Source organism: Burkholderia sp. R-40, assembly GCF_049942845.1.
GTDB classification, from domain to species: Bacteria; Pseudomonadota; Gammaproteobacteria; order Burkholderiales; family Burkholderiaceae; genus Burkholderia; species Burkholderia ambifaria.
Window position 1 is genome coordinate 2,139,687 of sequence record NZ_CP187967.1, and the last position, 19,971, is coordinate 2,159,657.

Consider the following 19,971-nt stretch of genomic DNA (forward strand, 5'->3'; position numbering starts at 1 on the left):
CACAACCATTTGTGCAAGCGCCCGCAGCATCGATTCGCACGCGCGATTCAGCGCGACGCGCCGCCCGCCTCCGGCGGCTCGTCGACGCTCGGGCCGCCGGCCGCGCCGAGCACGCCGGCGATCTGGCTCTTGTCGTGCATGCCGAGCTTGCGGTACGCGCAGCGCAGGTAGTGACGCACGGTCGTCGGCGAAATCGCCATCTGCTGGGCGACCTCCTTGTGCGAGCGTCCGGTGCCGTAATAGCGGATCGCCGCCAGTTCGCGCGGGCTCAGCCGGTCGAGCAGCGAGCGCGGCCGCGCCTCGATCTGGAACAGCCCCGCGACGGGCACGCACTGGATGCGCAACGCGTCGCCGATGAACGGCTGGCCCGACTGGCGCCGCCCATGCGCGACCAGCGGCTCCGGGATGCGCGGGCCCGTCCACGTCGGCCATTCGGTGCGCAGCACGTCGTCGAAGCCGTGATCGGCGTGATGCAGCACGCCGAAGTTGTCGCACAGCGCGCGTGCCGCCGGCGCAACCGCGTCGTCGCGCTCGCGCGTGAGCTGCGCCGCGCGGTTGATCGTCAGCGCGGCAGCCAGATGCGGAATCACTTCCTCGAAGCGGCTCGCATCGTCGTCGCTGAACGGGCGATTCAGGCCCTGGCGGTAGATCGACATGAAGGTCGTCAACCCGAAGCGGCGATCGAGCGTGCACACGCACATCAACTGCGCCAGCCCGTACTTCACGCACCAGTCGCGAAACCGCGCGTCGAATCCCGGTTCGACGACCGACAGGCGCACCGCTCGACCGTGTGCGCCGAGCAGCGTGCGTTGCGCGAGCGGATCGCAGTCGCGCACGCGTTTCCAGTCGCTGAAGAACGCGTGCGGAAGGCGATACAGGAAACTGTTGTGCATCACGGGGCCGGTCGGCACGTGCGTGGCGACGCCGGTCCATGCGGCGTCGAAGGGGATGAGCGCCTGCAGCAGCGAAAAGAAGCGGCACTCGAATTCGCCGATGCTCGACCGCGCGGCGACCGCGTACAGGTCGAGCAGCATCAGGCCGAGTTCGCGCTGCGCTCCATTGCCGCGCGTCACGCCGTCGAAATCGGCCCGCCGTGGCGGCAACGGCGGCCATGCGGATTCGTCGAGCACGATCGCGGCCGGCACGTCGCGCAGCGCGTCGAGATCCTGCCCGATATCCGTCGTGATCCTCACTTTCCGCTCCCCTGCCCGACCGGGCCGCTGATGCGTGCAACGCAGACCGGCCGATTATAGCGACCGGCATTTTTGGCGGGCGTCGCTGCCGGAACACGCGGCAGCCCCATCCATTTGAACGGTACGCCACCCGTTGCTGCCGCGCGGCACGCCGCAGCGCGGCGTCGCGGCACGGCCACGCCGTGCCCCGCGGGTTTTCCATACCGTTCATCTGCACGACTGTTCGCCCGATTTCCCGCTGCGGACACTGCGTCGCGACAACAACACACGATGCAGGACGGTATGGAGAACCCGACGTGATGACACCCCGCTTCAACCGCACGGCCACGGCCGCCGCGGCGCTCGCCGCGTGCAGCGTTGCCGCGCATGCGCAGTCGACCCTCACGCTGTACGGCGCGCTCGACGCCGGCGTGCAGTACCTGACGCATGCCGACGGACGACACGCGGCCGTGCAGTTGCAGAACTACGGGATCCTGCCTTCGCAGATCGGGCTGAAGGGCCACGAGGATCTCGGCGGCGGCTGGCGCGCGCTGTTCAAGCTCGAACAGGGCCTCAACCTCAACGACGGCACCGCGACCGCCCCCGGCTATGCGTTCTTCCGCGGCGCGTACGTCGGTGTCGCGGGGCCGGCCGGCACCGTCACGCTCGGCCGGCAATTCAGCGTGCTGTTCGACAAGACGCTGTTCTACGACCCGCTGTGGTACGCGTCGTACAGCGGCCAGGGCGTGATCGTGCCGATGACGGCGAACTTCATCGACCACTCGATCAAGTATCAGTCGCCGACGTTCGCCGGCTTCGATGTCGAGGCTCTCGCGGCGACGGCCGGCGTCGCGGGCAATACGCGCGCCGGGCGCGTGCTCGAACTCGGCGGCCAGTACACGAGCAACGGGTTGTCGGTCAGTGCGGTGCTGCATCAGGCGCACGGCGACGCATCCGCCGCGGACGATGCTTCCGCACGCCGCCGCGACCTCGGCACGCTCGCCGCACGTTATGCATTCGCGTCACTGCCGCTCACCGTCTATGCGGGCGTCGAACGCCTGAGCGGCGACCTCGATGCGGCGCGCACGATCGTCTGGGGCGGCGCGCGCTACCTGAGCTCGAGCGGAGTCGGACTGAACGCGGGCGTCTATCACACCGATTCGCACACGCCGGCGATCGGCCACCCGACGCTGTTCATCGCGAGCACCACCTACGCGCTGTCGAAACGCACCGTCGCGTACGTGAACCTCGGCTATGCGCGCAACAGCGGCCAGAGCTCGCAGACCGTCTACGAATACGACCCGACGCCGCTTGCCGGCGCATCGCAGTTCGGCGCGATGGTCGGCATGTACCACCTGTTCTGATTCCGTCCAGCGAGATCCCGCCATGAAAACCCTTTGCTCCGATGCCGCACTGCCGTCCGACGGCCGCACGGCGACCTTCGCGCGCTCGACACTCGTCGCGCTCGTCGTGTTCGCGGCCATCACGCCGCTGCTGCTGCTCGTCGCGCCGGCCGTCGCCGGTCAGCTGGCGGCGCAGCTCGGGCTGTCCGCATCGCAGATCGGCACCTACTTCTTCGTCGAACTCGGCGCGTTCAGCCTTGCGACCGTACCGTCGTATCTGTGGCTCGGCCGCATCGATGCGCGCCGCGTCGCTGCGTGCGCGATCGCTCTGTTCGGTATGGGCAACTTGCTGACCGCGCTGTGGATGCCGGGCTTCGGCGCGCTGCTCGCGCTGCGAGCCGTCACCGCGCTCGGCGGCGGCTCGCTGATGGTGCTCTGCATGACCAGTGCGGCCACGAGCGAGAACAGCGATCGCGTGTATGGGCTGTGGGTCGTCGGCCAGTTGACCGCCGGCGCGATCGGCCTGTTCGTGCTGCCGCACGTGTTCGCCGCGTTCGGGCTGCGCGCGCTCTATGTCGCGCTGGCCGTGCTCGCGCTGTTCGCGGCGCCGCTGTCGCGCGGCTTTCCAGCGACGCTCGGTGTACGGACCGCATCGGCGCAGGCCGCGCGCGGCGGCGCCGACGCCGATGCCGATGCGTCACCACGTTTCGTCGCGCTGGCGATCGGCGCGGTGCTGATGTTCTATCTCGCGATCGGCAGCGTGTGGACGTTCGCGAGCCGCGCGGCGGCGGAAGCCGGACTCGATCCGCAGTCGACCGGCAACGTGCTCGCGATCGCGAGCGTAATGGGGATTGCCGGCGCGGCGCTAGCATCGTGCGCGGGCGGCCGGCTTGCCCGACGCGCGATGCTGGCCGCCGGTTACGCGCTGCTCGCGGCATCGCTCGTCGCACTCGCCGCGCTGCCGCATGCGAGCGGCTACAGCGCCGCGATCTTCGCGTTCAAGTTCGCGTGGACGTTCGTGCTGCCGTTCATGCTCGCGACCGTCGCGCAAATCGATACGTCCGGGCGCCTCGTCGCGACGCTCAATTTCGTGATCGGTGCGGGCCTCGCGGCCGGCCCGCTGCTCGCCGGGCTGTTGCTCGATGCCGGCGGCACGATGCACGCGCTATTCGCGGCCGCCACCGCCGGCGCGATCGCGTCGTTCGCCGCGCTGCGCCATATCGATCGCCGCGCGCGCACTTCCATGACTTCCGTTTCTTCCCAACCGTGACAAGGTCAAGCTCATCCATGAATCGCACTGCCTTCTTCACCGACGAACGCACCTTCTGGCACACCGGCGGCACACACGCGCTGTTCTTCCCGGTCGGCGGCTGGGTCCAGCCGCCATCGAGCGCCGGCTACGCGGAGTCTCCCGATTCGAAGCGCCGCTTCCTGTCGCTCGTGCAGGCATCGGGCCTCGCCGCTCACCTCGACATGCGCGGCGCCGCGCCGGCCACCGCCGACGATCTGCTGCGCATCCATCCGGCGAGCTATCTCGACGCGTTCCGCGCGCTCAGCGATGCGCACGGCGGCGACCTCGGCGATCTCGCGCCGTTCGGCAAGGGCAGCTACGAGATCGCCACGCTGTCCGCGGGCCTTGCGATCGCGGCGATCGACACCGTCGTCGGCGAGCATGCGGCCAACGCGTTCTCGCTGTCGCGGCCGCCCGGCCATCACTGCCTGCGCGATCGCCCGATGGGCTTCTGCCTGCTCGCGAACATTCCGATCGCGATCGAGGCCGCGCGCGCGAAGCACGGCATCGGCCGCGTCGCGGTGATCGACTGGGACGTCCATCACGGCAACGGCACGCAGTCGATCTACTACGACGATCCCAACACGCTGACGATCTCGCTGCATCAGGACCGCTGCTTTCCGCCCGGCTATAGCGGCGGCGCCGACCGCGGCGAAGGTGCGGGCGTCGGGGCGAACTTGAACGTGCCGTTGCTGGCAGGCAGCGGCGACGACGCGTATCGGTATGCGTTCGAGCGGATCGTGCTGCCGGCGCTCGAACGGTTCCGGCCGGAACTGATCGTCGTCGCGAGCGGCCTCGATGCGAGCGCGGTCGATCCGCTCGCGCGCATGCTGTTGCATACCGACAGCTACCGGTTCATGACGCGGGCGGTGAAGGACGCAGCACAGCGCCACTGCGGCGGGCGGCTCGTGATCGTCCATGAAGGCGGCTATTCGGAGGCGTACGTGCCGTTCTGCGGGCTCGCGATCGTCGAGGAACTGGCCGGCATCCGTACCGAGGTCGCCGATCCGATGCTCGAACTCGCGATCGCGCAACAGCCGGGCGAGCGGTTCGTCGCGTTTCAGCGCGAGCTACTCGACGAACTGGCGGCGTCGTTCGGCTTGTAACGGGCCTTCACACAAGATACGGGGTCGGCACACGCCGGCCCTTGCGCGATCGGGGCGGATGGGGTTTCCTGTGCTTTTACACCTGCCAGGCCCCTCGTCAGATGAAACCGTCTCCGCGCGAACCCGACACCAACGACAAAGCGCGCCGCCAGCCTTCGAAGCTGGCTCTGAATATCGCCGCCGTGCTGGTCGGCCTCATCACGTTCGCGATCGGCGTGGCGTGGTTGATCTATAGCTGGATCGTCGATCGCGAAGCGCAGTATTTCGCGATTCCGCTGGTGTTTTCGGTGCCGGTGATCGTGGCGGTCGCGGTGCGGAGTTTCTGGGATTAGGCGCGTCACGCAAAACGACAAAGCGCTGCGGTTGGGCGAGTCGCGGCGCTTTCTTTTGTCAGGTGTGGCGCTTATCGGGACAAGCGGCAAACCGCTCAGTTCGGCTGGAAAGCGTTCATAGGCTCCGCGGGCGCATGGTTTCGGGACCTGATAGCCGCGGGTTTGCGCTCCAGAGAGCGACGCTTTCTCGGATACAATCGCGCAAATTCAACACCAGTCCATAACGCGATGAGCGGAAACGAACGGCTACACGAACTGGATAGCCTTAGAGCATTGGCAGCGATCGGCGTAATCGCCTGGCATTACACGAACCACTTCCATGCGTCTCCGTTTCCCAGCCTGATGGCCCCGTTCTATGGCCACGGGCTGCTGCTGGTCGACTTCTTCTTCGTGCTCTCCGGGTTCGTGCTCGCTCGCACCTACTGGAATGACAAGCGATCACCGAATTTCTCGTCGAATCTTCGTGATCGAATCGCTCGCCTGTATCCATTGCACTTCGTCATGCTGTGCCTTGTCGCGGTCATGCAATGGGTATTGGTGCACCGCCTCAGCTCGCCACCTTTTACCTACATCTACAACGACAAGCGGGAATTTGTTCTCAACCTGCTGCTGCTCAACAGAACCGGACTCGAGCGGGGCTTCTCGTTCAACGCGCCATCGTGGTCAATTTCTGCCGAGTTCGTAGTGAACATCGCCTTCCTTGCGGCCATTTCGACCCGGAAAAGGCTGTCCGCCGTTCTGGTGGGAACTGGATTCGTGGTCGCGCTCGCAGCCATCTTTCGCAACGGCTTGATCAGCGACACGGCCCTGTTCGGCATCGACAATGACATTTTCCGCGCGACGTTCGGCTTCTGTATCGGCGTCGCACTGTTACGCATCAACGACGTGTTCGACAAGATCTCGATTGCGAAACCCGTCTATGACCTCCTTGCAGTTTCGTCGACCGCGTGCTTCCTTTACTACTGCGCCAGCTCCAGATTTTCGAGTGGTCTGGACATCGTGGTTACGCTGATTTGCTTCCCGACATTGATTGTCGGGTCGATGCGAGGGACGGTCGTCAACAAGGTGCTCAAACTTCCTCCCCTCGTGTTCCTCGGCTCCATTTCATATTCGATCTATTTGGTGCATTTTCCGATGCAACTCGCCGTGCACATCCTGGGCGTCGCATCCGGACACGAGTTGCCATATAGCAGCCGCAGCTTCTTCGTCGCCTTTTTCGTCGCGACGATCGCGCTGTCGTGGTTGACATATAGGACGATCGAACTCCCCGGCAAGAATATCTTGAGGACGCTGATGGGCCACCGAAGCTCGTCTGCGCCGGCGCATCAACGTTAATGTACAAATCAGTTGCGATGGGTTGATAACGGAGTCGCACGGCCATCCGTTTCTCCCTGCCGTCGATGCGATACGTCGCCCGCCCAAGGGCGGCCGGGCATGCGGGTATTTCGATGTCCCCGATTCCATGGGCATCAATCGGAAACGCCAAGCAACGCTGGAAACAAAAAGCCCCGTCGGTACTTGACTGACGGGGCTTCCTTTCCAAACCTGAACCGGCTTGGGAGGATATGTGGTGCGTGAGGCCGGACTCGAACCGGCACACCCTTGCGGGCGTCAGGACCTAAACCTGGTGCGTCTACCAATTTCGCCACTCACGCGTATTGTCCGTCACCTGACCGCGCGGCACGCAAGATGCGTTCTCCACGCGCCCGGGACTTCATGCCGGCCCGAAAACCGGCATGCCCGATCAGGCGAGCGCGAGATTCTACCCGATCTGTGCGGCGTTGTCTCGCCCCGCCGGCGCCCGCCGGACAGCGGTGCTAGAATGCCGCGCTCGACGTGCCGGCCACGCGCCGGCGCGCGCCCCCGAACCCGCCTCCGCCACGATCCCACCCGTGAACTTCGACGACTACTGTCAGCAAAAGGCCGCCCCCGCGGGCTCCAGCGTCTACTACGCGCTGCGCCAGGCGCCGCTCGCCGCCGAACCGCGCCTGACCGCCCTGTTCGCGCTGCGCCGCGAACTCGAGGAAACCGTCAAGGAAACCAGCGACCCGACCGTCGGACACACGAAGCTCGCGTGGTGGCACAAGGAGCTCGCGGCGCTCGCCGCCGGCGAACCGTCGCACCCGGTCACGAAGGCGCTCGCGCAGCATCACCCGGCGATCGCGGCCGAAGCCGATGCGCTGCGCACGCTGGTCAACGGTTACGGGATGGATCTCGAACAGGCGCGCTACCTGGATTTCGCGAACCTGCAGCGCTATATCGCGCAGGTCGGCGGCACCTTCGCGTCGCTGGTCGCGCGCGCCAGCGCCGCGAATCCGGCCGACCCGCAGCCGTGGGCCGCGGATGCCGGCCGCGCGCTGATGCTCGCGCAATTCGTGCAGGAGCTCGGCAACGATGCGCGCCATGGCCGCATCTATCTGCCGATCGACGAACTGCAACGCTACAACGTGACCGCGGCCGACCTGCTGAACCGTCGCTACAGCCCGGCCTTCACCGAGCTGCTGCAGTTTCAGACGGCCCGCGCGCGCGAAGCGCTCGCCGCCGCCGACGCAGCGATCCCCGCGTCCGAACGCCGCGCGCAACGCACGCTGCGCGCGCAGATCGCACTGGCCGGCGCGCTGCTCGACGAAATCGAGCGCGACGGCTACCAGGTGCTGCACCAGCGCATCGCGCTGACGCCGATCCGCAAGCTGTGGATCGCATGGCGCGCCGCGCGCCGCCGCTGACCCGCGCCGTAACGCGCCTCCCCAATCACACTTTCAGCAGCGGCAGCGTGTCGAAGCGCTGCTGCAGCACGCGCGTCGCATCGAGCCCCCACCACGGCCCGAGCACGGTCGCATACAGCTGACGGAAATCGACCGCGACCGGCAGGTTGCCGTTGCCGTCGAGGCGCCCGAGCGCGGGCGCCGCACCATACAGCCCGCCGGCCACGCGGCCGCCCATCACGAAGTGCGGCGCGGCGGTACCGTGATCGGTGCCGTTGCTCTGGTTCTCGCGCACGCGCCGCCCGAATTCCGCATACGTCATCGCGAGTGTCTGGTTCCAGCGCCCCAGCTCGATCAGCGCGTCGCGCATCGCACCCATCCCTTCCGCGAACTGCTTGAGCAGCGCGGCGTGCTGTCCCGGCTGGTTCTGGTGCGTGTCGAATCCATTGAGCGTGAGCCGCAGCACCGCGACGCCGTCCTGCGCGCCGGGCCCCGATGCTTCGCATGCCGCGAGCACCTGCATGGCGGTCTTCACCGAGGTCCCGAACGTACCGGCCGGAAAGGCCGTCCTGAACTCACGCATCCCGCCGCGCGGGCGCAGCCGGTCCGCCGCCTTCACGATGTCGTTCTCGACGTCGATGATGTGAGCGAGCGCCGGGTTCCGCTCGCGCAGCGACGACGGCTCGGCGAGCCGCGCCGCGCGGATGAACTGCGCGGGATTGACGAGCGCGATCGCGCGCGCGCCGTTCGCGAGCGGTCCCATCTCGGCGCTGCCGAGCACGACGCCGTCCGCCGCGAAGCCCGGCGGCACCGGCGCCTGCGCGAACGTGCGCGTGAGCCAGCCTTCGTGCAGGTACTGGTCCGAGCGCGACGCGGTATCCCAGATCTCGATCGAACGGAAATGCGACAGATTCGGCTGCGGATAGCCGACGCCCTGCACGATCGCGACCTGCCCGTCGCGCCACAGCGGCATCAGCGGCGCGAGCGCCGGGTGCAGCCCCGTATGTGCATCGAGTTGCAGCACCTGGTCGCGCTTGATGCCGATGCCGCGACGGAGCTGGTAGTAGAGCGGATCCGCATACGGCACGACCGTGTTGAGGCCGTCGTTGCCGCCCTTCAGCTCGACGAGAATCAGCACGTTCGCATAGCCGGCCCGCCCCGCCGCGGGCATCGAAGCCGCCTGCGTGGCCGGCTGCCACAACGACACGCCCGTCGCGGCCGCGGCGCCCGTGAGCGTCAGAAAATCACGTCGGTTCATCGTGCATCCTTCGGTTCGCCGCGCGGCATGGCCACCGCTGCAGCGCGCCTGTTCGTCGTCGTTTCGGTCATTTCAGTTGATAGGCCGGATCCATCAGCAATGCCTCGAGATACGCGCTGCCGGTCGAGTCCGTATCGATCGCCGCGACCGGCGACACCGGCAGCACCGCGTGCTGCAGTTGAAGTTCGGTGGACAAGCCGGCGCGCGCCTGCGGCCGCACACGATACTGCGCGAGCCAGCGTTCGAGGTCGAAGCGCAGCCCGCCGCGTGCGGGCTTGACCGGCGCGCCGCGCATGCCGGCAGCGGGCATACCGGCATCGGGCATACCGGCACCGGGCATACCGGCACCGGGCGTACCGGCACCGGGCGTACCGGCACCGGGCATGCTGGCACCGGAGGCGGCATCCGCAACCGGCATCGCATGCGCACGCGCGTTCGGCAAAGGCTGCGCCATCGCGTGCGCGGGCGCCCGCATCCCGGCCGCCTCGGTCGCGCGGAACAGCTGTTCGACGAACTGCTTGCGCGCGAGCAGCGTGGTGCTGTTGATCCACAGCGCGCCGCCCGGCCAGCCCTTCACGTTCGGCGGATAGAACAGGTTCTGCCCGAGCGTGCGCACGGTGTTCGCGAGCATCTGCGGATCGCCGTACGCGACGTCGAACAGCCGCACCGACCCGACGACGAACTCGGCCGGCGACTTGACGAGCACGCCGCGATTGCCCGGATCCCAGAACGCGTCGGTCGACCAGAGCGCGGCGAGCGCCGTGCGGATGTCGTAGCCGCTCGCGCGAAACCGTTCGGCCACGATCTCGAGCGCGCCGGCGTCCGGCGTATCGGACACGAACTCGCGCCACAGCTTGCCTGCGATGAAGCGCGCAGTGTCGGGCCGCTTCAGCAGGATGTCGAGAAACCCGTCGCCGTCGAACGCACCGGTCTCGCCGAGTATCGTCTTCTCGCCCGTGTCGTGCCATTCGGGCCGTGCCACGAAGCGCAGCGTGTCGGGATCGACGCTCCAGCCGGTCATCGCGCGCGCGGCTTCGGTCACGTCGTGCTGCGTGTAATGCCCTTCGCCGAGCGTGAACAGCTCCATCACCTCGCGCGCGAAATTCTCGTTCGGGCGTCCCTTGCGGTTGCTCGCGCCGTCGAGATACTGGAGCATCGCCGGATCCTTCGCGACCGCATGCAGCAGCGTGTCGAAACTGCCGAGCGCCTCGCGGCGAAACAGCGCATGCTGCGCGGCCATCGTCTGCGGATATGGGACCTTGTCCTGCCCGGACGTGAAGTGCCCATGCCAGAACAGCGTCATGCGCTCGGTGAGCGGCGACGGCGTCGCGACCATCTCGTTGACCCACGCCGCGCGCAACGCATCGTAGCGGCGGTTGCGTTCGCGCTGCTCGTCGCGCCGCATGTCGGGGGTCAGCGCCTGGCGCTGCGCGCGGGTCGGCGGCAACTCCGCGACCCAGTCGGGCCAGCGCGTCACGGGCTCGCGGCGCACGTTGCCGAGCGTATCGGCGACGACCTGTGCACGCGTCATGCCGACGATGCGGGCGACCTCGGCCGGTGCGGGAGAAAAGCCGGTACGGCTCAGGAAGAACAGCGCATCGTCGGCGTCGAGCGGCGCCTGCATCGCGGGCGATGCCGGGGCGGCAGCGTTCGCTTTCATCGTCGTGGACTCCCGGAACGCACCGGCGGTGCGGATGCAGGTTCAACGGCGGCACGCATGGGAAAGTTGACGGGAAAATTGCTACGGAATCTTTCGTTGCCGTGCGGGCACGCGCGCGTGTCAGCGCTTGTACAGCTCGCGAACGGCGTCCTCGATGTGCTGGCGCAGCAGGTGGCGCTCTTCGGGCGTCATGTGCCCGTCGCGGCGGTGCTGTTCGAGATCGGGAGGCACGGCGGACCGGACCGCCGTGTCGGCGGCGCGGTCGGACTGCGGCGCCTTGCCGCGCTGCAGCTTGCGCGACGATGCGCCCGCCTCGGGGCGCTGCGCATACGCGAAGTTCGACGCATATGGACCGGCAAGTGCGATCGTCAGCATCACTGCAATCCGCGCAGATCGCATGACCGTCCTCGCTTCTCTGGTCGATTTGTTCGCTTCGTCACGCGGCAACCGGTTACCTCTGGTACTTGAAAAACCCTGCGGAATTCGGGTGTACAAAGATGAAAGATGGAGTGCTGGGGAGTATCTACCGAACTCCGGCTTCGAGTAAAGGAATCTCTATAGCGTGCCTTTACTCCACGCGACACTACGGGTAAATTTTGTAACGGACTGTAACGCGCGAAAATACGCGACCGTGCGTGATTTCCCATTCGCGATAAGATGCCGCTCATGGAAACGAAAAACCCCTCCAAGATTCTCGTCGTCGACGACGACCCGCGCCTGCGCGATCTGCTGCGCCGATATCTCGGCGAGCAGGGTTTCAACGTATACGTCGCGGAGAACGCGACTGCGATGAACAAGCTCTGGGTGCGCGAACGCTTCGACCTGCTCGTGCTCGACCTGATGCTGCCGGGCGAGGACGGCCTGTCGATCTGCCGCCGCCTGCGCGGCAGCAACGATCGCACGCCGATCATCATGCTCACCGCGAAGGGCGAGGATGTCGATCGCATCGTCGGCCTCGAGATGGGCGCCGACGACTACCTGCCGAAACCGTTCAACCCGCGCGAACTCGTCGCGCGCATTCACGCGGTGCTGCGCCGCCAGGCGCCGGCCGAACTGCCGGGCGCGCCGTCGGAAACCACCGAGGTGTTCGAGTTCGGCGAATTCTCGCTGAACCTCGCGACGCGCACGCTCACGAAGTCGGGCCAGGAAATTCCGCTGACGACCGGCGAATTCTCGGTGCTGAAGGTGTTCGCGCGCCATCCGCGCCAGCCGCTGTCGCGCGAGAAGCTGATGGAGCTCGCGCGCGGCCGTGAATACGAAGTGTTCGACCGCAGCCTCGACGTGCAGATCTCGCGCCTGCGCAAGCTGATCGAACCGGATCCGGGCAGCCCGCGTTTCATCCAGACCGTCTGGGGCCTCGGCTACGTGTTCATTCCGGACGGCGCCGCCTGATTTTTTTCCTTTCCGGTTTCGCCTGTCCTCGGCCCGTCCCATGCGTATCGACCGGCGCCTCCTGCAGCTCGCGTTCGGCGGGCTGTTCTGGCGCACCTTCCTGCTGATCGCGCTGCTGATCTCGGTCAGTCTCGCCGCGTGGTTCCAGAGCTTTCGCGTGATCGAGCGCGAGCCGCGCGCGCAGCGCGTCGCGCTCCAGCTCGTCGCGATCGTGAAGCTCACGCGCACCGCCCTGCTCTATTCCGATCCCGATTTGCGGCGCGCGCTGCTGCAGGATCTCGAGAGCAACGAGGGCGTGCGCGTCTACCCGCGCGAAAAAACCGACAAGTTCAAGCTGCAGCCCGACGAATCGCTGAACCGTCTGATCGAACACGATATCCGCAGCCGGCTTGGCGACGAGACCGTGATCGCGCAGTCGGTCAACGACATTCCCGGCGTGTGGATCAGCTTCAAGATCGACGACGACGACTACTGGGTCGCGCTCGACCGCGACCAGCTCGACAGCGTCACGGGCCTGCAGTGGGCGGGCTGGGGCCTGTTCGCGCTCGCGCTGTCGCTGTTCGGCTCCGCGTTCATCACGAGCCTCGTGAACCGGCCGTTCTCGCGGCTCGCGCTCGCCGCGCGCCAGATCGGCTCGGGCCAGACGCCCGAGCTGCTGCCCGAGCGCGGGATGGGCGTCGCGGCCGAGACCAACCGCAGCTTCAACCAGATGGTGCGCGACCTCGAACAGCTCGAGGCCGATCGCGCGCTGATGCTCGCGGGCATCTCGCACGACCTGCGCACACCGCTCGCGCGGCTGCGGCTCGAGACCGAGATGAGCCCGTCCGACCAGGCGACCAAGGATGCGATGGTCGACGACATCGAGCAGATGGACCGCATCATCGCGGCCTTCATCGACTACGCGCGTCCGTCCCAGCGCAAGCCGGAGCCGGTCGACCTGTCGTCGATCGCGCACGAAGTCGCCGCGCGCGTGTCGGGCGAGGACGGCGTCGAGATCCGCACGCGGCTTGCGCCGAGCGCCGTGATCGAAGCCGACGAGACCGACATGCGCCGCGTGATCGGCAACCTCGTCGAGAACGCGCGCAAATACGGCCAGAGCCGGCAGGACGGCGTGTCGCGCATCACGCTCGAGACGCGCGTGACGCACGCGCGGGTCGAGCTGTCGGTGACCGACGAAGGCCCCGGCATCCCGGAGGATCAACTGCCGCTCGTGATGCGACCGTTCTACCGCGTCGACACGGCGCGCACCAAGGCGGACGGCACGGGGCTCGGGATGGCGATCGTGCTGCGGCTCGTCGGCCGCTATCGCGGCGCGATGCGCCTGCGCAACCGCAGCCCCGACGCGGGCCTCGAAGTCACGCTCGAATTCCCCGGCGCCGGCAAGGCGCGTGCGACGGCGTGACGCGTTCGCGCACGCCGCTTGCGCGTCACACTATCGCTGCGGTTGAAAAAAACTATGGGGATCGTTAGTCAAAATCTATTGAATCGCTTGGTTAATAGTGTTACAGTCTTCGCATGCTGTCACATCAACGTTGCAGCACCGAGGTAGCTTGACTCAGTCTTCTTCCCAACTCACACAGGAGTATCCGCATGAAAACCGTGGGCGATAAACTCGAAGCATTCACCGTCGTAGCCGCGAAGCCGGGCTTCAACAATCACGAGGAAAACGGCCAGTCGGCGTTCGAGACCGTCACCGAAGCGTCGTTCCCGGGCAAGTGGAAGATCATCTACTTCTATCCGAAGGATTTCACGTTCGTGTGCCCGACGGAAATCGTCGAGTTCGCGAAGCTGACGAAGCAGTTCGAAGAGCGCGACGCCGTCCTGCTCGGCGGCAGCTCGGACAACGAATTCGTGAAGCTCGCATGGCGCCGTGAGCACAAGGATCTCGACAAGCTGAACCACTACTCGTTCGGCGACGTCAAGGGCGAGCTGATCGACCAGCTCGGCGTGCGCGACAAGGAAGCCGGCGTGGCCCTGCGCGCGACGTTCATCGTCGATCCGGACAACACGATCCAGCACGTTTCGGTGAACAACCTGAACGTCGGCCGTAGCCCGGAAGAAGTCCTGCGCATTCTGGACGGCCTGCAAACGGACGAACTGTGCCCGTGCAACCGTGCAGTCGGCGGCGCAACGCTGTAAGCGCATCGATGCACGAAGCCCGCGGCGCACGTCCTGCCTGCGGGCTTTTTTAACGGCCAACCCATAGGAGATATCAATGGAATTCATCGACTCGATTAAGGCACGTATTCCCGACTACGCGAAGGACATTCGCCTGAACCTCGACGGCACGATCTCGCGCTCGTCGCTCGAAGGCAACGATGCGGTCGGCGTGGCACTGGCGGCAGCGGTCGCGGCGAAGAGCACCGTGCTCGTGAAGACGATCCGCGAAGCCGGCGTGCTGTCGCCCGAAGAGACGAACGCCGTGCTGACGGCGGCCGCGCTGATGGGGATGAACAACACCTGGTATCCGTATGTCGAGATGGCCGACGACGCCGACCTGAAGACCCAGCGCGCCGAACTGCGGATGGGCGCGTATGCGTCGCACGGCGGCGTCGACAAGCGCCGGTTCGAGATGTACGCGCTCGCCGCGTCGATCGTCGGCAAGTGCCACTTCTGCGTGAAGTCGCACTATGCGCTGCTGAAGAACGAGCAAGGGATGACGACGACGCAACTGCGTGACGTCGGCCGCATCGCGTCGGTGATCAACGCCGCCGCGCAGGTGATCGCCGCCGAAGGCGAGTAAGCGCACCGCTCGGCCGGCAGCGCGGTGCGGCGGTCCTTCGACGCCGCATCCGCCGCCCCGGGCCAAAAACGAAAATGCCACGCAAACGCGTGGCATTTTTCATTGCAGCGGCGCAACCTGCGCGCCGCTTCGGGCCGGTGTCAAACCGGCATCAGGCGCTCACGCGCCCTCTTTCACCAGCAGCGCGGCGGCCTGCGCCTCGATGCCGTCGCCGCGGCCAAGGTAGCCGAGCTTCTCGTTGGTCTTCGCCTTCACGTTCACGCGCTCGAGCGGCAACCCGAGATCGGCCGCGATGTTCGCGCGCATCCCGTCGATATGCGGCGCGAGCTTCGGCGCCTGCGCGATCACGGTGCTGTCGACGTTCTGGATCGTGAAGCCAGCCGCCTTCACGCGGGCGGCGCACTCGCGCAGCAGCACGCGGCTGTCCGCCCCCTTGAACGCGGCGTCGGTGTCGGAAAAATGGCGGCCGATGTCGCCGAGCGCCGCCGCGCCGAACAGCGCGTCGGTGATCGCGTGCAGCAGCACGTCCGCGTCCGAATGGCCGAGCAGGCCGCGCTCGTACGGAATCGTCACGCCGCCGATGATGAGGGGGCGCCCCGGGACGAGCTGGTGCACGTCGTAGCCTTGTCCGATTCTGAAATCCATGCGTATTCCGGTGTGAGATGAGGTGAAAGTCAGGAAGCGTTCGTGGCGCGCGCGAGGATCGCTTCGGCGAGCGCGAAATCTTCCGGGTACGTGACCTTGAAGTTGCGCAGGCTGCCCTGCACGACGCGCGGGGTATGACCGGCCCATTCGATCGCGCTGGCCTCGTCGGTCAGGTCGTGCCCTTCCCGCTGCGCGCGCAGGATCGCGTCGCGCAGCATGCCGATGCGGAACATCTGCGGCGTCTGCGCCTGCCACAGCGCGTCGCGCGACTCGGTGCGGGCGATCGCGTCGCCGCCGGCCGGCACGCGCTTGAGCGTATCGGCCACCGGCAGCGCGACGATCCCGCCGACCGGATCGTCCTTCAGCGCCGCGACCAGCGTGCGGATCAGCTCCGGCGTGATGCCGGGGCGCGCGGCGTCGTGCACGAGCACCCAGTCCTGGTCGGTCGCGCCGAATTCGCCCAGCCCCAGCAGCCCGTTGAGCACCGACGCCTGCCGCGAGCCGCCGCCGCAGCGGCGCACCGCGAAGCGCAGGCCCGCGAAGCGGCGTGCGTCGAAGTGCGTGTCGTCGGGCGCGAGGACGACGAGCGTCTGCGCGAATTCGCTGCACGCGTCGAACGCGGCGAGCGTGTAATGCAGGAGCGCGCGGCCGGCCAGCGTGCGGTATTGCTTCGGCACGGCCGAACCGGAGCGGCTGCCCGTGCCGGCGCAAGGAATCAGGGCGAAAAGTCGGGGAGTCACGAAGTGGAAACGCCGGAAAGATGAAATCGAGAAGCGGATTTTATAATAGGTCTTTCGTCTCGACCGGCGCACCGCGCCGCGCCGTGCCCGCCACCCCTGCCGTCCCTATGCCAGACAACGCTTCCATCCCGTTCGCCTCGCCCGTCGCCCGCGTCAAACCGGGCCAGCGGTTCGCCTTCGACGGCACGCACGGCTCCGCCGACGCACTCGCCATCGCCCGCTATCTCGCCGAGAACCGCGCCGCGGTCCCGCTCCTTGCGGTGATCTGCGCGAACGCGGTCGACGCGCAGCGGCTGTCGCAGGAACTCCGCTACTTCTCGCCCGATGCGCGCGTGCGCCTGCTGCCGGACTGGGAAACGCTGCCGTACGACACGTTCTCGCCGCACCAGGATCTCGTCTCCGAGCGGCTTGCGACGCTGCACGACCTCGGCGAGGGCCGCTGCGACATCCTGCTGGTGCCCGCGACCACCGCGCTGTACCGGATGCCGCCCGCGTCGTTCATGGCCGCGTACACCTTCGCGTTCGCACAGGGCGAGCGGCTCGACGAGGCGAAGCTGAAGGCGCAGCTCACGCTGGCCGGCTACGAGCACGTGAGCCAGGTCGTGCGGCCCGGCGAATACTGCGTGCGCGGCTCGCTGATCGACCTGTACCCGATGGGCTCGCCGCTGCCGTACCGGATCGACCTGTTCGACGACCAGGTCGACTCGATCCGCGCGTTCGATCCCGATACGCAGCGCAGCCTCTACCCGGTTCGCGACGTGCGCCTGTTGCCCGGCCGCGAGTTTCCGTTCGACGAAGCCGCGCGCACGGCCTTTCGCAGCCGCTGGCGCGAGACCTTCGAAGGCGACCCGAGCCGCGCGCCGATCTACAAGGACATCGGCAACGGCGTGCCGTCGGCCGGCATCGAGTACTACCTGCCGCTGTTCTTCGACGAGACGGCCACGCTGTTCCACTACCTGCCGCAGGACGCGCACCTCGTGTTCACCGGCGATCTGGAAGCGTCGATCCGCCGCTTCACGGCCGATACGAAGCAGCGCCACGCGTTCCTCTCGCACGACCGCGAGCGGCCGATCCTCGAGCCGCAGCGCCTGTTCCTGTCCGACGAGGATTTCTTCGCGTTCGCGAAGCCGTTCGCGCGCGTCGTGCTGCCCGCGCAGCCGGCCGGCGGCTGGGCGACGGGCCTGCCCGAACTCACGGTCGATCGCCATGCCGACGATCCGCTCGCCGCATTGCGCACGTTCGTCGAATCGTCGGGCAAGCGCGTGCTGCTGACGGTCGAATCGGCCGGCCGCCGCGAAACGATCCTGCAACTGCTCGCCGAACATCACCTGCGCCCCGCGTCGAACGACCACTTCGCGGGCTGGCTCGAAAGCGACGCGCCGTTCGCGCTCGGTGTCGCGCCGCTCGCGAGCGGCTTCGCGGTGCCGGGCGAAGGCTACGCGATCGTCACCGAAACCGAGCTGTACGGCGCGCTCGGCCGGCGCGCGGGCCGGCGCCGCCAGGAACAGGCGAGCAACGTCGACGCGATGGTGCGCGACCTGTCGGAGCTGAAGGTCGGCGACCCGGTCGTCCATGCGCAGCACGGCATCGGCCGCTACATGGGCCTCGTGTCGATGGATCTCGGCGAAGGCGAGACCGAATTCCTGCACCTCGAATACGCGGGCGACAGCAAGCTCTACGTGCCGGTCGCTCAACTGCACGTGATCTCGCGCTACAGCGGCGCCGATCCCGACAGCGCACCGCTGCACGCGCTCGGCTCGGGCCAGTGGGAGCGTGCGAAGCGCAAGGCCGCGCAGCAGATTCGCGACACGGCGGCCGAGCTGCTGAACCTGTATGCGCGCCGCGCGGCCCGCGAGGGCCATGCGTTCGCGCTCGATCCGCGCGACTACGTGAAGTTCGCGGAAAGCTTCGGCTTCGAGGAAACGCCCGACCAGGCCGCGGCCATCGCGGCCGTGATCGGCGACATGACGAGCGGCAAGCCGATGGACCGCCTCGTGTGCGGCGACGTCGGCTTCGGCAAGACCGAGGTCGCGCTGCGCGCCGCGTTCATCGCGGTGATGGGCGGCAAGCAGGTCGCGCTGCTGTCGCCGACCACGCTGCTCGCCGAGCAGCACACGCAGACCTTCGTCGACCGCTTCGCGGACTGGCCGGTGCGCATCGTCGAGCTGTCGCGCTTCAAGACCACGAAGGAAGTGAATGCGGCGATCGCGCAGATCAACGAAGGCACCGTCGACATCGTGATCGGCACGCACAAGCTGCTGTCGTCGGACGTGCAGTTCAAGCGCCTCGGCCTCGTGATCATCGACGAGGAACACCGCTTCGGCGTGCGCCAGAAGGAAGCGCTGAAGGCGCTGCGCGCGGAAGTCGACGTGCTGACGCTGACGGCCACGCCGATCCCGCGTACGCTCGGGATGGCGCTCGAGGGGCTGCGCGACTTCTCGGTGATCGCGACCGCGCCGCAGAAGCGGCTCGCGATCAAGACCTTCGTGCGCCGCGAGGAAGAAAGCGTGATCCGCGAGGCGATGCTGCGCGAGCTGAAGCGCGGCGGCCAGGTGTACTTCCTGCACAACGAGGTCGAGACGATCGAGAACCGCAGGGCGATGCTCGAGGAACTCGTGCCCGAGGCGCGCATCGTGATCGCGCACGGCCAGATGCACGAGCGCGAACTCGAGCGCGTGATGCGCGATTTCGTCGCGCAGCGCGCGAACGTGCTGCTGTGCACGACCATCATCGAGACCGGCATCGACGTGCCGAGCGCGAACACGATCATCATGCACCGCGCGGACAAGTTCGGCCTCGCGCAGCTTCACCAGCTGCGCGGCCGCGTCGGCCGTTCGCACCATCAGGCGTATGCGTACCTGCTGGTCCACGATCCGCAATCGCTGACCAAGCAGGCGCAGCGCCGGCTCGAGGCGATCCAGCAGATGGAGGAGCTCGGTTCGGGCTTCTATCTCGCGATGCACGACCTCGAGATCCGCGGCACCGGCGAGGTGCTCGGCGACAAGCAGTCGGGCGAGATCCACGAGATCGGCTTCCAGCTGTACACCGACATGCTGAACGACGCGGTGAAGGCGCTGAAGAACGGCAAGGAGCCCGACCTCACCGCACCGCTCGCCGCGACGACGGAAATCAACCTGCATGCGCCCGCGATCCTGCCGGCCGACTACTGCGCGGACGTGCAGGAGCGGCTGTCGCTGTACAAGCGTCTCGCGAACTGCGAGCACGGCGACGCGATCGACGGCATCCAGGAAGAGCTGATCGACCGCTTCGGCAAGCTGCCGCCGCAGGCGCACGCGCTCGTCGAGACGCACCGGCTGCGGCTGGCCGCGAAGCCGCTCGGCATCGTCAAGATCGACGCGAGCGAGGCCGCGATCGGGCTGCAGTTCGAGCCGAACCCGCCGATCGATCCGATGCGCATCATCGACATGGTGCAGAAGCACCGGCACATCAAGCTCGCGGGCCAGGACAAGCTGCGCATCGAGACGCGCTCGCCCGATCTCGCGATCCGCGTGTCGACGATCAAGGAAACGCTGCGCGCGCTGGCGCCGCGCGCCGACGCCGCGAGCGCGGCACGCTGAGCGCGT

17 protein-coding genes and 1 tRNA gene are annotated in these 19,971 nt (G+C 67.2%); 11 read left to right on the forward strand and 7 right to left on the reverse strand.

Features of this window, described 5'->3' with window-relative positions:
• Positions 1–47 precede the first annotated feature (47 nt).
• Positions 48–1,193 (reverse strand): helix-turn-helix transcriptional regulator, encoded by a 1,146-nt coding sequence (locus tag ACP26O_RS09890; protein ID WP_175664864.1) that lies wholly within the window; start codon positions 1,191–1,193, stop codon positions 48–50.
• 296 nt (positions 1,194–1,489) lie between these two features.
• Here ACP26O_RS09890 and ACP26O_RS09895 point away from each other — a divergent pair, with 296 nt between their 5' ends.
• From ACP26O_RS09895 to ACP26O_RS09915, 5 genes are all read left to right on the forward strand, one after another.
• On the forward strand, positions 1,490–2,536 hold the full coding sequence (locus ACP26O_RS09895; RefSeq protein ID WP_175664865.1) for a porin: 1,047 nt from the start codon (positions 1,490–1,492) through the stop codon (positions 2,534–2,536).
• A gap of 22 nt (positions 2,537–2,558) precedes the next feature.
• A complete protein-coding gene (locus ACP26O_RS09900) occupies positions 2,559–3,785 on the forward strand; it encodes an MFS transporter (RefSeq protein ID WP_175664866.1) in 1,227 nt (408 codons plus the stop codon).
• Positions 3,786–3,802: 17 nt separating this feature from the next.
• On the forward strand, positions 3,803–4,912 hold the full coding sequence (locus tag ACP26O_RS09905) for a class II histone deacetylase (protein ID WP_175664867.1): 1,110 nt from the start codon (positions 3,803–3,805) through the stop codon (positions 4,910–4,912).
• A 101-nt stretch (positions 4,913–5,013) separates the two neighbouring features.
• Entirely contained in the window at positions 5,014–5,244 is a 231-nt protein-coding gene (locus tag ACP26O_RS09910; protein ID WP_126228054.1) for a hypothetical protein, read from the forward strand.
• 228 nt (positions 5,245–5,472) lie between these two features.
• Entirely contained in the window at positions 5,473–6,579 is a 1,107-nt protein-coding gene (locus tag ACP26O_RS09915) for an acyltransferase family protein (protein ID WP_175664868.1), read from the forward strand.
• A gap of 233 nt (positions 6,580–6,812) precedes the next feature.
• On the opposite strand, the gene ACP26O_RS09920 is transcribed toward ACP26O_RS09915, so the two are convergent.
• A tRNA-Leu gene (locus ACP26O_RS09920) sits at positions 6,813–6,899 on the reverse strand.
• A 237-nt stretch (positions 6,900–7,136) separates the two neighbouring features.
• On the opposite strand from ACP26O_RS09920, the gene hpnD reads away from it, so the two are divergent.
• A complete protein-coding gene (gene hpnD / locus ACP26O_RS09925) occupies positions 7,137–7,970 on the forward strand; it encodes a presqualene diphosphate synthase HpnD (RefSeq protein ID WP_041491204.1) in 834 nt (277 codons plus the stop codon).
• A 25-nt stretch (positions 7,971–7,995) separates the two neighbouring features.
• Here the strand turns inward: hpnD and ACP26O_RS09930 are convergent, their stop codons facing one another.
• The 3 genes from ACP26O_RS09930 to ACP26O_RS09940 form a co-directional block, all read right to left on the reverse strand.
• On the reverse strand, positions 7,996–9,207 hold the full coding sequence (locus ACP26O_RS09930; RefSeq protein ID WP_175664869.1) for a DUF1501 domain-containing protein: 1,212 nt from the start codon (positions 9,205–9,207) through the stop codon (positions 7,996–7,998).
• A 67-nt stretch (positions 9,208–9,274) separates the two neighbouring features.
• Complete coding sequence (locus ACP26O_RS09935) at positions 9,275–10,867, reverse strand: DUF1800 domain-containing protein (protein ID WP_175664870.1); 1,593 nt, start codon at positions 10,865–10,867, stop codon at positions 9,275–9,277.
• A gap of 120 nt (positions 10,868–10,987) precedes the next feature.
• Entirely contained in the window at positions 10,988–11,266 is a 279-nt protein-coding gene (locus ACP26O_RS09940; protein ID WP_126228058.1) for a hypothetical protein, read from the reverse strand.
• A gap of 258 nt (positions 11,267–11,524) precedes the next feature.
• On the opposite strand from ACP26O_RS09940, the gene ompR reads away from it, so the two are divergent.
• The 4 genes from ompR (at position 11,525) to ACP26O_RS09960 (ending at position 15,002) form a co-directional block, all read left to right on the forward strand.
• Positions 11,525–12,259: a two-component system response regulator OmpR gene (gene ompR, locus ACP26O_RS09945; RefSeq protein WP_004192636.1), complete on the forward strand. Its 735-nt coding sequence runs from the start codon at positions 11,525–11,527 to the stop codon at positions 12,257–12,259.
• 40 nt (positions 12,260–12,299) lie between these two features.
• A complete protein-coding gene (locus ACP26O_RS09950; RefSeq protein WP_175664871.1) occupies positions 12,300–13,661 on the forward strand; it encodes an ATP-binding protein in 1,362 nt (453 codons plus the stop codon).
• Positions 13,662–13,849: 188 nt separating this feature from the next.
• The gene (locus ACP26O_RS09955) at positions 13,850–14,398 is read left to right on the forward strand and encodes a peroxiredoxin (protein WP_006478563.1); all 549 of its coding nucleotides are present in this window, start codon (positions 13,850–13,852) and stop codon (positions 14,396–14,398) included.
• A 76-nt stretch (positions 14,399–14,474) separates the two neighbouring features.
• Positions 14,475–15,002, forward strand: a complete 528-nt coding sequence (locus ACP26O_RS09960) for a carboxymuconolactone decarboxylase family protein (RefSeq protein ID WP_006752031.1) — start codon at positions 14,475–14,477, stop codon at positions 15,000–15,002.
• A 159-nt stretch (positions 15,003–15,161) separates the two neighbouring features.
• Here ACP26O_RS09960 and ispF read toward each other — a convergent pair whose 3' ends face one another.
• Complete coding sequence (ispF, locus tag ACP26O_RS09965; RefSeq protein ID WP_175660552.1) at positions 15,162–15,647, reverse strand: 2-C-methyl-D-erythritol 2,4-cyclodiphosphate synthase; 486 nt, start codon at positions 15,645–15,647, stop codon at positions 15,162–15,164.
• Positions 15,648–15,676: 29 nt separating this feature from the next.
• Positions 15,677–16,387 (reverse strand): 2-C-methyl-D-erythritol 4-phosphate cytidylyltransferase, encoded by a 711-nt coding sequence (ispD, locus tag ACP26O_RS09970; protein ID WP_105785531.1) that lies wholly within the window; start codon positions 16,385–16,387, stop codon positions 15,677–15,679.
• Between the two features lie 20 nt (positions 16,388–16,407).
• On the opposite strand from ispD, the gene mfd reads away from it, so the two are divergent.
• Positions 16,408–19,965, forward strand: a complete 3,558-nt coding sequence (gene mfd / locus ACP26O_RS09975; RefSeq protein WP_175655567.1) for a transcription-repair coupling factor — start codon at positions 16,408–16,410, stop codon at positions 19,963–19,965.
• The last annotated feature ends 6 nt before the right edge of the window (positions 19,966–19,971 follow it).

Coding starts and splice junctions, on each gene's coding strand:
- ACP26O_RS09915 (WP_175664868.1), top strand. CDS start 5,473: ATGAGCGGAAACGAACGGCTACACGAACTGGATAGCCTTAGAGCATTG.
- ompR (WP_004192636.1), top strand. CDS start 11,525: ATGCCGCTCATGGAAACGAAAAACCCCTCCAAGATTCTCGTCGTCGAC.
- ACP26O_RS09960 (WP_006752031.1), top strand. CDS start 14,475: ATGGAATTCATCGACTCGATTAAGGCACGTATTCCCGACTACGCGAAG.
- ACP26O_RS09940 (WP_126228058.1), bottom strand. CDS start 11,266: ATGCGATCTGCGCGGATTGCAGTGATGCTGACGATCGCACTTGCCGGT.
- ACP26O_RS09950 (WP_175664871.1), top strand. CDS start 12,300: ATGCGTATCGACCGGCGCCTCCTGCAGCTCGCGTTCGGCGGGCTGTTC.
- ACP26O_RS09930 (WP_175664869.1), bottom strand. CDS start 9,207: ATGAACCGACGTGATTTTCTGACGCTCACGGGCGCCGCGGCCGCGACG.
- ACP26O_RS09900 (WP_175664866.1), top strand. CDS start 2,559: ATGAAAACCCTTTGCTCCGATGCCGCACTGCCGTCCGACGGCCGCACG.
- ACP26O_RS09910 (WP_126228054.1), top strand. CDS start 5,014: ATGAAACCGTCTCCGCGCGAACCCGACACCAACGACAAAGCGCGCCGC.
- ispF (WP_175660552.1), bottom strand. CDS start 15,647: ATGGATTTCAGAATCGGACAAGGCTACGACGTGCACCAGCTCGTCCCG.
- ACP26O_RS09955 (WP_006478563.1), top strand. CDS start 13,850: ATGAAAACCGTGGGCGATAAACTCGAAGCATTCACCGTCGTAGCCGCG.
- mfd (WP_175655567.1), top strand. CDS start 16,408: ATGAAATCGAGAAGCGGATTTTATAATAGGTCTTTCGTCTCGACCGGC.
- ACP26O_RS09905 (WP_175664867.1), top strand. CDS start 3,803: ATGAATCGCACTGCCTTCTTCACCGACGAACGCACCTTCTGGCACACC.
- ACP26O_RS09935 (WP_175664870.1), bottom strand. CDS start 10,867: ATGAAAGCGAACGCTGCCGCCCCGGCATCGCCCGCGATGCAGGCGCCG.